Here is an 11,770-nt window from a genome sequence, read left to right as displayed (position 1 = left end):
TTGCCTAAACCAATTTTTCATTATATATTCCCATAAGATTATCTCTTTCTACCTTTTCTCTAATCGCATCAGTATTTGTAGTATACAATCCTAATGATTTCATCCTATCAAAATATATTCCACCTGCAAACGTATAGCGATTCTTCAATCCTTCTTTTGTTTCTATACATTCATTTTCATATGCAATAAGATCCCCAGATGCCAAATTTCTCGGCAATTCTAAAAGCGGCATTCCTAATGACAGCCTAACACTATTGTGCCCTGCCAAACATCCGGTAGTCATAGCTTCGGTATGTCCAGTAAAAAGCCCTGATTTTTCTCCCGCACAAAGCAAATTATCAAGACCTTTTACTTTCATTCCGTTATTCCTTGGAGCAATAGAGAGATATCTAATTGAATTAGCCTTTCCTCCAGAATATGGATCTTCAAACCTGGCTCTTTCAAGCCCTGGAATTTTTCTTAATTTTTCTAAAGGATAAAATGGGGTCATCAGCTTGGCATGGCCAGTATCAAGTAAAATGACATTCTTTGCGTATTCTGGAAGAGCATATTGTTGGCATACTTTTATATTCAGTTTATCCATGTTTACATCTTCTTCAGGAACTGGCAACACGACAACACCTTCTTTATCAAGTTTCTCTCTGATTTCATCGCTTAATGAATCCTTATTCAACTTACAAGACCCACTAAAGGCACCATAAACTTCATCAGATCTCATTCCTAAAATATCTTCAACACCTGCTCGGTAACTTATGCTAATCCTTGGTCCAAAAGATGGACATCTTAGTATACACATTGAACAACCATTGCCGTATCTTAAACAATTTCCCATAGGCCCTGTTGAGCCGGTAGTCTCTATAAATACATCGCCATATTCAACTGATTCATCATCTAAAACAATACCTTTGATTTTTGTCTTGTTTTCCATTATTACATCTGCCGCTCTAGATATAAATTTAATTTTAATCCCTTTATTTAATAGCATTTTTCTTATTTCAGGCTCAACCTTAGTTATATCGTACAGATTTGCGTGTTTATGCCCTGGAAATTCAATATTTCTATGTCTTGCACACATATCCGTTATCTCAATCAATTCATATCCACCTAAATATTTTATTTCTTCTGCAGCAGTAAACCTGCCATTATTTCGCATTATTCCTCCCACTAAACCACAACCTAACAACATATCTGTTTTTTCAAGCAATACGACTTCAGCACCTGCTTTTTTTGCCGTAAGAGCTGCTGCACATCCTGCCCAACCGCCGCCAATAACAACAACCTTAACCATGTAATACTCTCCTTTCAATTGTCTTTCTAACATCTAATTGAACTTTACACGACCTTATTTTTTGCCCATCAATTTGGACTTCACAACTGCCGCAAATACCTTCTCCACAGCATATTGTATTATTGTTTGATACAGCAAAATAAGCTTTGCTATCAAGTAAATCTAAATAATTTAAAATATTTAGATGTTGTTCATCAGAACCTCCACTGTAAATTAATTTAATATCCTTGTCTGCAATTGCATTTTTTAAAATATCTTGCCCATCGTTGCTTAAAAGATCTGTCGTAATTATCTTTAAATTAAAGTTATTAATATACTGCCAAATAAAAAACTCTTCAACTTTACCCTTATCAATTATCACAGTTATTTCATTGTTGTTATTGTATAACTTGTTTATGATTATTGCTCCAGGTGCTTGTGCTATACCCCTTAATATTACAAGGCATTTTGAATTTCTAGTACCTTTTATATATTTGTGTCCAAACAATCCATTCCAATATGGGCCTCTCAAAAATACATGTTTACCGCATGAATTGATTAAATTTGTCTTAGGGCCGTTAATTTGTACAGCAATTTTTATAATCCCATTTATCTCATCAGCGTACATTACAGACATTGGTGCGTCGAAAAAAGAAGGACTTGACTCATCTCTTAAGAACACATACGATCCAGGTTCATTTAAGTCTCTTGCCATTTTGTTAGATACAGATAGCGCCAATATTATTAAATTTTTATTTATATTTTGTTTATCAATTATATCTGCCACAATAGTTTCCCTTTTTGCTTTTGCTTTTCTTTTTGACCAAATAAAATCTTGATATACACATACGCCATTCCAATTGCAATCGCAAAATTCTTTCCCTTGCAATTGAGAACAAACAATACATTCGTTTAATTCTGCTAAATAGCAAGGACAGTAATCACTACCAATGTCAATACATTCAAGCCTGTGATTGATCATTTAACCATCTCCTAAAGAAATTTTACATATTTATGTTATTCTCAAATAAAAAAAAGGTTACAAAAAACTCCTGGTACATACCAGGAGTTTAATATTGAAATATGTCAATCCAATTCTTTATGATGGTTTTAAAATTAAAGTTATAATCTCTTTCATCAATGTTTTTGCCTGAAACAACATCGATAGTCGCAACCTGATTATCATTCAATTTCACAATAGCAATTCCGATTTTTTCTCCAATTCCTATTGGTGCTTTTACAGATTTAGGTATGTTATAATCAATTTTAACGTTTATCTCCTCATCTTTTGAAATTGGCAAGATGAAATCACTATTATACATAAGCGGCAGATATTTTTCCTTGCCATTAACAACACTTATGGTCTTTACCATCTGACCTTTCGAAATGATCTTAATTGGAGTATAATTTGAAAAAGAGTAATCTAAAATTTTTTGTGTGTCTTCCCACATTGGACCGCTGTTTAATACTACAGATATTAGCCTTTGACCATTTCTTGTTGCAGAAGCTACTAAGCATCTGCCAGCCTTATTAGTAAATCCTGTTTTTACTCCATCTGCTCCTTCATATTGCCAAAGCATCTTATTTTTATTTCGCAGATACCTGTCGTATTCTTTTCCGTCCCAAGGAATTGTCTTTTCTTTTGTTGATACTATTTCAGCGAATTTATTGTAATTGTTAAAAGCGTATCTTGTAATTAAAGCTAAATCATAAGCAGTTGTATAATGGTTGTCAATCCCGATATCAAGACCTGAAGGTGTAACAAAATTTGTATTATATGCTCCAATTTCTTTAGCTTTTTTATTCATAAGCTCCACAAACTTATCAACACTGCCACTTATATGTTCTGCAATTGCGGTTGCAGCATCATTCCCTGAGTTTAACATTAAACCGTACAATAAATTTATCATTGAAATTTTTTCTCCAGGCGAAAGCCATATTGAAGATCCACCTACACTTGCAGCTTTTTTGCTGACGGTTACAATATCATTTAAATTGCCGTATTCTAAAGCCAACAACAATGTCATGATTTTGGTTGTACTTGCCATAGGAAGTTTTTCACTTATATTTTTTTCAAAAAGAATTCTGCCAGATTTCTGATCCATTACAATTGCAGCTTTTGCAGCAATCTGAGGAGGTTTTAAATTCTCAGCTTCTATGTTTGTAGGGGTCATAAGGAAAGTAAAAATAAGCACTAATAAAAGTATTTTCTTCATTACTGTCCTCCTTGAAAGTTAATACCTCACATTATGACCCGCTTGTTACCTAATAAATCAATCTATGTTATTTGTTACAGTTATTGGAGTTGATTTTTTATAAGTCTTGTTTTTATTAAAAACATTTTGAAGCTCCTCCATTAACTTAGGTGCCAAATCAATTATTCTTTCAACCATCGCATTTTGATTTACTGGCAAAAGTCTTATCTGTCCTTGCCCTACAACCATAAATGCAACTGGCTGTAAAGAAACGCCCGCACCACTGCCACCGCCAAATGGCATATTTGATTGTCCATTATTTTGATTTTGTTCTTTGTCTTTATTTTGCGTCATCTGAAACTCTCCACCACCAGCAGCAAAACCAAACGTTACCCTTGAAATTGGAATGATCACTGTTCCGTCTGGAGCTTCTACCGCATCCCCAACGATTGTATTTACATCTATCATTTCCTTAAGACTCTCCATAGTCGTCTTCATTAATCCTTCAATAGGATGATCGCTCATCCAAAATCACCTCCGTTTAAAATTTTTTAAGAATTTAATACCATTAACTATAATATTACCATATCTAAAATCTAATATGCAATCAAAGTCGCTTTTTAAAATATTTTCTCCAAAATGAGGGTTTATAGATATAGAAGGCTTAGTTAAAAATTTTATACTGCAATAGACAGGAACAATTAGCGTATAAATTACAAAATTAATAATTCCATATACAATTGATGTAAAAGCAGCATCAGTAAATCCCTCATCTACATTTAATCTTAATTTCCTAATTACTATAGACCTTTTAATGCTTTTGCTCATTTCATAAATCATAAACTTATTTGAATTAAATAAATCTATTATTCTATGTACATCATGTAAACTTAGCATTTTTCTCTTTTCTGATTTTTTGGGGAATTTTAAAAAAAATGCTTTATGAACTTCATACTTTATTACCGGCCTATTGTCTTTTAGAGTAAAATTGACAATATCAACGACTACATTCATCAATCTAATTCCTAATATTTTTAATGACAATTCTGCTCTATCATTTTCTTCAATTCTTTTATAATTAACGTTTAGGCTGGCAATCTTAGCAAACCGAACAATATATATGTATATATTTAAAATAAAATTTACACCATAATTGTCATAGTGCACTTTAAAAGTCATAGGGTAAATAAAAATAAATATTGCTACAAGCAAAATTAATAATATACAAAGAGAAAACATCAATTCACCTTCTCAAATATATTGTTTTCAATAATAAAAATAAAATACTAAGTAATATCGTCTAATGGAGGCAAGTCTTTTAAAGAAGGCAAATTAAAATACTTCAGAAAATCATCAGTTGTAGAATAAAGTATTGCACGGCCTGGGGCATTTATTCTTCCATCTTCTTTAATTAAATTAAATTCTAATAAGGTATTAATTGCTTTCTCGCACTTTACACCCCTTATTTTTTCTATGTCAATTCTTGTAATAGGCTGATTATAAGCGATTATAGACAAAACTTCTAATGCAGCTTGAGATAATCCTTGCTTTATATCAAGTCCTAATGCCTTTTTTATATAGTCTGAATATGCTTCATTTGAAGACATCACTATTGAATCATTTATCATCGAAACTTTTACCCCTCTGTTTTCTCTATCATAACTGTTTTTTAATCTATTAAAAGATTCAATGACATCCTTTGTGGAAATATTTAAGACATCACTTAAAGTTTTTATCTTAACAGGTCTGCCAGCGGCAAATAGTATAGACTCTATTATGCAATCTATATCCATTATTTCACCTCTTTAGACTTTTTATAATTATGTCTCCAAATGTCTTTTTTTGTTCAGCCGCAACTTTATTTAACTTAATCAATTCCAAAAGTGCTACAAACGAAACAATTTTTTCTATCTTTCGTAAATTCTTTAAGAAATCGCCAAATTTAATCACAGGAGTAACTATTAGTTTCTTTAATATCTCCTTTATTTTGTCATCAATTGTAATTTGATCTTTTGCATATCTAATCGGCATAACATTGTTGCTGGACTTTTGAAGAATCTTCATATAAGCTTTTTTTAAGTCGATAGTTGAATAATTGAGGCAAAGCGATTTATCAACATATTTTATTTCAGGCTCGTCTCTAAAAAATTTAGTACCTAATGTATTTAACTCTTTCAGTCTATTTGCGACACTTTTATATTTTTTATACTCAATCAACTTTTCCACCAATTCTTCTCTAGGGTCTGCATCAGCCATTACCATTTGCTGTCCTTCGAAATTTTGCTTTGGTAAAAGCATACTCGACTTTATTTCCAGCAATGTAGCAGCCATTAAAATAAACTCTGTTGCAATATCTAAGTCCATTTCTTGCATAGCTTTTAAATATTCCATGTATTGGTCGAAAACAGATGCAATCGGTATGTCTTTTATATCTATTTCGTTTTTTTCTATAAGATGAAACAAAAGGTCAAAAGGTCCTTCAAAAGATTCTATTTTAATGTTGTACATTATCCCACTCCAAACGGAAACAAAATTATTTTAGAAATCAGTTTATCTAACCCCATCATTAGCGGAGTCATAAATAAATTAATTATTCCTGTAAATAGAAGCAACAGCAAAGCAATTTGTCCATATTGTTCATATTGCGAATAAATATATGCTTCTTTCTGAGGAAGAATGCTCCACAAAACCTTTGAACCATCTAATGGTGGAATAGGAATTATATTAAACACAGCAAAAACCAAATTGTATTGATAGAGTATAGTCAAAAAAAGTCCTAATACAGGGATATTTCCAAAATAAAACATCAGAATTCGCGTTATTATGGCCAAAAAAACGTTAGAAAGGGGGCCAGCCAACGCCACATATAAAACGCCTTTTTTTCTGTCTTTAAAATAATACGGATTTATCGGTACTGGCTTAGCCCACCCAAAGTATATAATAAACAGCATAATTAACCCTAAAGGATCTATGTGGGCCAGTGGATTTAATGTAAGTCTTCCGCTTTGCCTAGGCGTAGGATCGCCTAATTTATCTGCTACATAACCATGGCTAAACTCATGAAAACTCATTGCGATTATCAATGCCGGAATTCTAATTAAATAGCTTAATAATGCACTCAAATCTTTTCACCTCTTTTAACTTTTTCTACATAATGTAATAGACTCCTAATCTCGTCTTCTCGATCTTTTATCTTGCCTGAAATTTTGTCCAGCAATATTTTATCTAAAATTTGTTTGTAAATTGGTGACGGCTGAAGTCCTAATTTTTTTATGTCGTCGCCATTTATTCCCAGTCTCTTTAATTTTACCATGTCATAATACTTTTCGATGGCTTGTTTTATATTTAAGTCTTCCATAGCATGTACTGCAGATATTGCTTCTATTCTCTTATCTTTTAATGTATTGAAAATAGATACATTTTCATTTAAGTTAGACATATTCATCTTTATATTGAGAATATCAGATAATCCACTCAAATATTCACGTTTTAAATTGTATTTTCTAATTAAACAATCAGCATCTTCTTTTGTAGCATTATAGAAAAACAACAAAAATCTATACAATAATGTATTGCCATCTTTAGGGCTTGTATTCAAATTTGTTGTATTAATCTTTATGCCACAAAATAATTCCTTATCAAGCTGGTAATGTTTCATTAACTTTACTATAGGTTCAGGTTTCTTCTCTTTCAATATCAAATAAATTTCATTCATAATTCTATCGGCAGATACATTAAAAATATCACCGTCAGATATAGACTTCCTTAACAACCATTCAGTATGTTGCTCTATTTTAAAACCTAATCTTCCACTGTATCTTATTGCCCTAAAAATCCTCGTTGGATCGTCAACAAAACTTTTATCATGTACGACTCTAATTAATTTATTTTTTATGTCATCTGCACCGTTATATATATCAATGATTTGATTTGTTTTTACATCTAATGCCAGCATATTTATCGTGAAATCTCTTCTTTTAATATCATCAGCAAGACTTGCTCGTTGGACGACTGGCAACATTCCAGGACGTTCATAATATTCTTTTCTTGCAGACACAATATCTAACTCAAAATCTTTTATTTTTATTTTGGCAGTTTCAAATTTGTCATGTACCTCTATATCACCATTTAAAATTTCATTGAGCATAAAAGCAAATTTTATTCCATCGCCTTCTACCGTAATATCAATGTCATCGCTTTCTAAATTTAACAATTTGTCTCTTACGTATCCACCTACAATATAAGCATTTACCCCAATTTTCTCCGACATATCTTTTAAAATTAAAAGTATATCTCTGTCTATAAAAACTCCCTCTTTCTCGCTAATATGCTTTAATTATTATATCATATTTGTACAAAAAAATAAGCATAATCCCATGAATTATGCTTTTCTATAAATATCATTTTTTTGTACGAGGATTAAATATTATAGAAAACAAATAGCCAAAAAAGATTGCTGCAGCGATACCACCTGCCGTTGCCGTCAGTCCACCTGTAAAAGCACCAGTGATACCATCTTTTTTTACTGCTTTGATTGCACCTTGCGCTAAAGAATTGCCAAAGCCAAGAAGCGGAACAGTTGCACCAGCACCTCCGAAATCTATTATTTTCTTGTATATTCCTATACCGCCTAATATAGCTCCTACTGTAACATACAAAACTAAAATTCTTGCAGGTGTAAGCTTTGTTTTATCCATTAATATTTGAGCAATTACACAAATTATTCCGCCTACAAGAAAAGCACGTAAATAATCCAATTGTATCAACCTCCTCTACACGTAATTTGAAATTGTAACTGCATGAGCTATACCTGGTATTGACTCACCTTGTTGTGTGCTTGTCGGCGATAGCAAGGCACCTGTAGCGATAAATAAAACCCTATTGTAAATTCCGCTTTTTATCTGCTGAAGCAGCCAACCATTTAAAACTACTGCAGAACATCCTGCTCCACTTCCACCGGAATGTACATCTTGCGATTCATCATATATTTCTATTCCACAATCTTTGTATTTATTTTCAATATTCATGCCTTCTTTACTAAGCAACTCCATCAGGATGCTTTTCCCAACTCTTGCCATGTCTCCAGTTATTATTAAATCATAATCGTTTATTGTAAAACCTGTATCATTAAAATGTGTCAAAATTGTATCTGCTGCAGCAGGGGCCATAGCAGCACCCATATTGTTTGCATCTTTCATTCCTAAATCAACAACTTTTCCTGTTGTAACGTGCGTTATATATGGACCTGTGCCATTGGATGACAACAATGATGAACCTGATCCTGTAACCGTCCACTGGGATGTGAATGGCCTTTGGACACCTTGCTCTAATGGAAATCTGTATTGTCTTTCAGCAGTAGAAAAATGACTGGATGTTGTAACAATAATATAATCTGCAAATCCTCCATCTATTAACATAGAAGCTATAGACAATCCTTCAGCCATTGTGGAACAAGCTCCATATAATCCAAACGTAGGTACATTAAATTGTCTAGCAGCAAAACTAGAAGTAATTATTTGATTTAAAAGATCTCCACCTATCAAATAATCAATGTCTGAAATATTTAAACTTGCTTTTTTAAGGGCTAAATTTACAGAGTCTTGAAACATCTTGCATTCAGCTTTTTCCCAGCTTTTTTCACCATAAGTATCATCAGTCAAAATCATATCAAAATAATCTTTTAAAGGTCCTTGTCCTTCTTTTGGTCCAACTATTGTGCCAGACGATATAATAGAAGGTGGATTTGCAAATTTAACGGTTTGCGATCCCATTTTTTTTATTGCCATAGTAATCACCCTTTTAGAAAATAGTATATAAGCCCTACGATAATAGAGGTACCAACTCCGTAAACTATAACCGGACCCGCTATGTTAAACATTCTGGAAGCCACCCCAAAAACAAATCCTTCTCTTTTAAATTCCATAGCTGGTGAAACAATAGAATTAGCAAAACCAGTTATCGGCACAACAGAACCAGCTCCTGCAAATCGTCCAATGTCATCGTAAATGCCAATTCCAGTTAAAAATGAGCCTAAAAAAACCATTATGATTGCAACTGGTGTTCCGGCTTGTTCGGCAGTCATTCCTCGATTAATAAACAAATTTAAAAAAAATTGGCCAACATCACATATTAATCCACCTACCACAAAAGCCCATAAAACATTTTTTAAAAGAGTAGGCTTTGGCTCATATTTCTGTGCAATATCCTTGTATTCTTGCTGTTTCTTTATATCCTTTTCCATTTTAATGCCTCCATAAAATCGATATATAGTGGGCACCTATTATGGTTGCCCACTTTTTATCTGTCTACTCTAAATGCTATTTGAATATTTGCTTTGTATTCGACAATTTTACCGTCTTTTACGTTAGCAGTTTGATTTAATACTTCTATTCCCGATATATTGTTTACAGTTTTTGCTGCTTCTGCTACCGCATTTTGTATAGCATCGTCCCAACTTTTAGTAGAATCTCCTACGACATTTAAAATTTTAACTACAGCCATTTTAACTCCTCCTTTAAATAAACAAGTACAGCACTATCAGGTATTTTTTTAGTGCTATATTTTAAAAAGTAAATAACAGATAAAGTAAATATAATTATTGAGAAAAATATAATAAGCTTTCTCATTTGTAACACCTCGGTACAGTAATATTATGTGACAATATGTTTTTTTCATACAAAAAGAAGTGCAAATAACTTTACACTTCTTGTAATTGCTCTTTTAGTTTTTTTAAAACTTTCTTTTCAATTCTTGATACTTGCACTTGAGATATGCCTAGGATTTTAGATACTTCTGTCTGCGTCATATCTTTAAAATACCGCAAAACGATTATCTGTCTTTCACGAGAATTTAAATTTTTTAAAACCATTCTTAAAGCCAACTTATCTTCAATTTCATATTCTTGTTCATCGATTCCTATTTTTTCTATCAAAAGCAAATTATCATCTTCATTGTGTTGAGAATTATCATATAAATATTCAGCAGTGGCAGTAGATTCAAACGCCATCGCAACTTCTTCTGCTGAAACATTAAGCTTTGAAGCAATTTCTTGGATTGTTGGTTCTCTATTTAATTCCTTTTCCAATTTGTCTTTCATAAAATAGGCTTTATTTGACAATTCTTTTAATGATCGGCTAACTTTAATAAGTCCATCATCTCTCAAAAACCTTTTTATCTCACCTATTATGATTGGTACTGCATACGTGGATAATTTCACATTATAAGATTCATCAAACTTATTAATGGCTTTTACAAATCCTATACATCCAATCTGATAAAGATCTTCTGCCTCATATCCTCTGTAAGAAAATTTCTTCACTATACTCCAAATAAGGCCGCTATTTTCTTTCAGCAACTTCTCCATTGAAGACTTGTCATTATTTTTAGATTTTCTTATAAGTTCATTTACATCTTCATTCCTTTCATTATCTTTATCAATCATAGCAGCACCTCATTTACCTGAATTGATGTATTTGGTCATTCTAACCTTAGTACCTTTTCCTTTTTCAGATTCAACAACCAATTCATCCATAAAAGTCTGCATAACAGTAAAGCCCATTCCTGATCTATCTTCATCAGGTTTTGTAGTATATAAAGGTTCCATCGCTTTTTCAATGTCCTCTATTCCAACACCATTGTCAATAACTTCGACTGTTAACTTGTTCCCTTCTATCTCTGCTTTTAACATTATATAGTCAATTTTACCTTCATAACCGTGAATTATAGAATTTGTAACAGCTTCAGATACTGCTGTCTTGATATCTGCTATTTCCTCTACAGTTGGATCTAATTGAGCTGCAAAAGCAGCAATAACGGTCCGTGCAAAAGACTCATTCTGAGACTTGCTTAAAAATTTCAATTCCATTTTATTTGAATAACTCATTTATATCCCCCTTTGCATGTTTTTAATAGCTTCTTCTATTGTATCATAGCAATTTATTATCCTTAAAATTCCTGATAACTCGATGACTTTTAAAAGTTGAGAATTAGCACCTACAATTGCCAATTTACCATCATTATCTTTAGCCATTTTATACCTTCCAAGAATCATTCCAATACCGGAACTATCCATAAAATTCAATTTTTCAAAATCCAATATGATATTTTTAAATCCTTTCTGGTATTCAGTATTTATAGCATCTTTAAAAATATCCGATGTATGATGATCCAATTCCCCTTTTATCTTTACTATTAAGGTGTCATTTTTTTCTACAAATTTTATTCCCATATTCATCCCTCCATAATATATTATTCTACATCATAGCTCAATTTCCTCCTTATTTGTAATTTTTTTCTATGAAAATTTTTA

The 11,770-nt window shown here is 32.1% G+C and carries 16 protein-coding genes; all 16 read right to left on the bottom strand.

All coding sequences use genetic code 11. From position 1 onward, the window contains the following. Window positions 1-4: 4 nt before the first annotated feature. The gene (locus JJQ93_RS03440) at window positions 5-1,288 is read right to left on the bottom strand and encodes an FAD-dependent oxidoreductase (RefSeq protein WP_085111901.1); all 1,284 of its coding nucleotides are present in this window, start codon (window positions 1,286-1,288) and stop codon (window positions 5-7) included. Further along, window positions 1,281-2,246 carry a sulfide/dihydroorotate dehydrogenase-like FAD/NAD-binding protein gene (locus tag JJQ93_RS03435; RefSeq protein ID WP_350494239.1) on the bottom strand — a complete coding sequence of 322 codons (966 nt, stop codon included), beginning with the start codon at window positions 2,244-2,246 and terminating at the stop codon, window positions 1,281-1,283. Before JJQ93_RS03435 ends, JJQ93_RS03440 begins: the two co-directional genes overlap by 8 nt. A gap of 91 nt (window positions 2,247-2,337) precedes the next feature. Next, on the bottom strand, window positions 2,338-3,483 hold the full coding sequence (locus tag JJQ93_RS03430) for a D-alanyl-D-alanine carboxypeptidase family protein (RefSeq protein WP_085111899.1): 1,146 nt from the start codon (window positions 3,481-3,483) through the stop codon (window positions 2,338-2,340). 57 nt (window positions 3,484-3,540) lie between these two features. Next, entirely contained in the window at window positions 3,541-3,987 is a 447-nt protein-coding gene (gene ytfJ, locus JJQ93_RS03425) for a GerW family sporulation protein (RefSeq protein WP_013787995.1), read from the bottom strand. 6 nt (window positions 3,988-3,993) lie between these two features. Then, window positions 3,994-4,641, bottom strand: a complete 648-nt coding sequence (locus JJQ93_RS03420) for a DUF2953 domain-containing protein (RefSeq protein WP_274892755.1) — start codon at window positions 4,639-4,641, stop codon at window positions 3,994-3,996. Window positions 4,642-4,748: 107 nt separating this feature from the next. Continuing rightward, on the bottom strand, window positions 4,749-5,255 hold the full coding sequence (gene scpB, locus JJQ93_RS03415) for an SMC-Scp complex subunit ScpB (protein ID WP_085111897.1): 507 nt from the start codon (window positions 5,253-5,255) through the stop codon (window positions 4,749-4,751). Between the two features lie 4 nt (window positions 5,256-5,259). Further along, entirely contained in the window at window positions 5,260-5,970 is a 711-nt protein-coding gene (locus JJQ93_RS03410; protein WP_085111896.1) for a segregation and condensation protein A, read from the bottom strand. After that, on the bottom strand, window positions 5,970-6,584 hold the full coding sequence (locus tag JJQ93_RS03405) for a site-2 protease family protein (protein WP_085111895.1): 615 nt from the start codon (window positions 6,582-6,584) through the stop codon (window positions 5,970-5,972). Before JJQ93_RS03405 ends, JJQ93_RS03410 begins: the two co-directional genes overlap by 1 nt. Then, a complete protein-coding gene (locus JJQ93_RS03400) occupies window positions 6,581-7,732 on the bottom strand; it encodes a CCA tRNA nucleotidyltransferase (protein WP_274892754.1) in 1,152 nt (383 codons plus the stop codon). The genes JJQ93_RS03405 and JJQ93_RS03400 overlap by 4 nt, the downstream gene beginning before the upstream one ends. Before the next feature lie 130 nt (window positions 7,733-7,862). Further along, a complete protein-coding gene (spoVAE, locus tag JJQ93_RS03395) occupies window positions 7,863-8,219 on the bottom strand; it encodes a stage V sporulation protein AE (RefSeq protein WP_045408060.1) in 357 nt (118 codons plus the stop codon). A gap of 15 nt (window positions 8,220-8,234) precedes the next feature. Then, window positions 8,235-9,248 carry a stage V sporulation protein AD gene (spoVAD, locus tag JJQ93_RS03390; RefSeq protein WP_085111893.1) on the bottom strand — a complete coding sequence of 338 codons (1,014 nt, stop codon included), beginning with the start codon at window positions 9,246-9,248 and terminating at the stop codon, window positions 8,235-8,237. 5 nt (window positions 9,249-9,253) lie between these two features. Further along, window positions 9,254-9,703 (bottom strand): stage V sporulation protein AC, encoded by a 450-nt coding sequence (gene spoVAC, locus JJQ93_RS03385; protein WP_013787987.1) that lies wholly within the window; start codon window positions 9,701-9,703, stop codon window positions 9,254-9,256. Between the two features lie 56 nt (window positions 9,704-9,759). Then, a complete protein-coding gene (locus JJQ93_RS03380) occupies window positions 9,760-9,963 on the bottom strand; it encodes a dodecin family protein (protein ID WP_014758761.1) in 204 nt (67 codons plus the stop codon). A 196-nt stretch (window positions 9,964-10,159) separates the two neighbouring features. Then, window positions 10,160-10,903 carry an RNA polymerase sporulation sigma factor SigF gene (gene sigF, locus JJQ93_RS03375; protein ID WP_085111892.1) on the bottom strand — a complete coding sequence of 248 codons (744 nt, stop codon included), beginning with the start codon at window positions 10,901-10,903 and terminating at the stop codon, window positions 10,160-10,162. Between the two features lie 9 nt (window positions 10,904-10,912). Beyond that, a complete protein-coding gene (spoIIAB, locus tag JJQ93_RS03370; protein ID WP_013787983.1) occupies window positions 10,913-11,344 on the bottom strand; it encodes an anti-sigma F factor in 432 nt (143 codons plus the stop codon). Beyond that, a complete protein-coding gene (gene spoIIAA, locus JJQ93_RS03365; RefSeq protein ID WP_085111891.1) occupies window positions 11,345-11,689 on the bottom strand; it encodes an anti-sigma F factor antagonist in 345 nt (114 codons plus the stop codon). It lies immediately after the preceding gene. Between the last annotated feature and the right edge of the window lie 81 nt (window positions 11,690-11,770).

It is taken from the genome of Thermoanaerobacterium sp. R66 (assembly GCF_028895185.1).
Classification (GTDB): Bacteria; Bacillota; Thermoanaerobacteria; order Thermoanaerobacterales; family Thermoanaerobacteraceae; genus Thermoanaerobacterium.
The sequence above is the reverse complement of the archived record's forward strand: the minus strand, read 5'-3'. Positions and strand labels throughout refer to the sequence as shown.

Coding starts and splice junctions, on each gene's coding strand:
- JJQ93_RS03440 (WP_085111901.1), bottom strand. CDS start 1,288: ATGGTTAAGGTTGTTGTTATTGGCGGCGGTTGGGCAGGATGTGCAGCA.
- JJQ93_RS03430 (WP_085111899.1), bottom strand. CDS start 3,483: ATGAAGAAAATACTTTTATTAGTGCTTATTTTTACTTTCCTTATGACC.
- ytfJ (WP_013787995.1), bottom strand. CDS start 3,987: ATGAGCGATCATCCTATTGAAGGATTAATGAAGACGACTATGGAGAGT.
- JJQ93_RS03420 (WP_274892755.1), bottom strand. CDS start 4,641: ATGACTTTTAAAGTGCACTATGACAATTATGGTGTAAATTTTATTTTA.
- scpB (WP_085111897.1), bottom strand. CDS start 5,255: ATGGATATAGATTGCATAATAGAGTCTATACTATTTGCCGCTGGCAGA.
- JJQ93_RS03410 (WP_085111896.1), bottom strand. CDS start 5,970: ATGTACAACATTAAAATAGAATCTTTTGAAGGACCTTTTGACCTTTTG.
- JJQ93_RS03400 (WP_274892754.1), bottom strand. CDS start 7,732: ATGTCGGAGAAAATTGGGGTAAATGCTTATATTGTAGGTGGATACGTA.
- spoVAD (WP_085111893.1), bottom strand. CDS start 9,248: ATGGCAATAAAAAAAATGGGATCGCAAACCGTTAAATTTGCAAATCCA.
- spoVAC (WP_013787987.1), bottom strand. CDS start 9,703: ATGGAAAAGGATATAAAGAAACAGCAAGAATACAAGGATATTGCACAG.
- JJQ93_RS03380 (WP_014758761.1), bottom strand. CDS start 9,963: ATGGCTGTAGTTAAAATTTTAAATGTCGTAGGAGATTCTACTAAAAGT.
- sigF (WP_085111892.1), bottom strand. CDS start 10,903: ATGATTGATAAAGATAATGAAAGGAATGAAGATGTAAATGAACTTATA.
- spoIIAB (WP_013787983.1), bottom strand. CDS start 11,344: ATGAGTTATTCAAATAAAATGGAATTGAAATTTTTAAGCAAGTCTCAG.
- spoIIAA (WP_085111891.1), bottom strand. CDS start 11,689: ATGGGAATAAAATTTGTAGAAAAAAATGACACCTTAATAGTAAAGATA.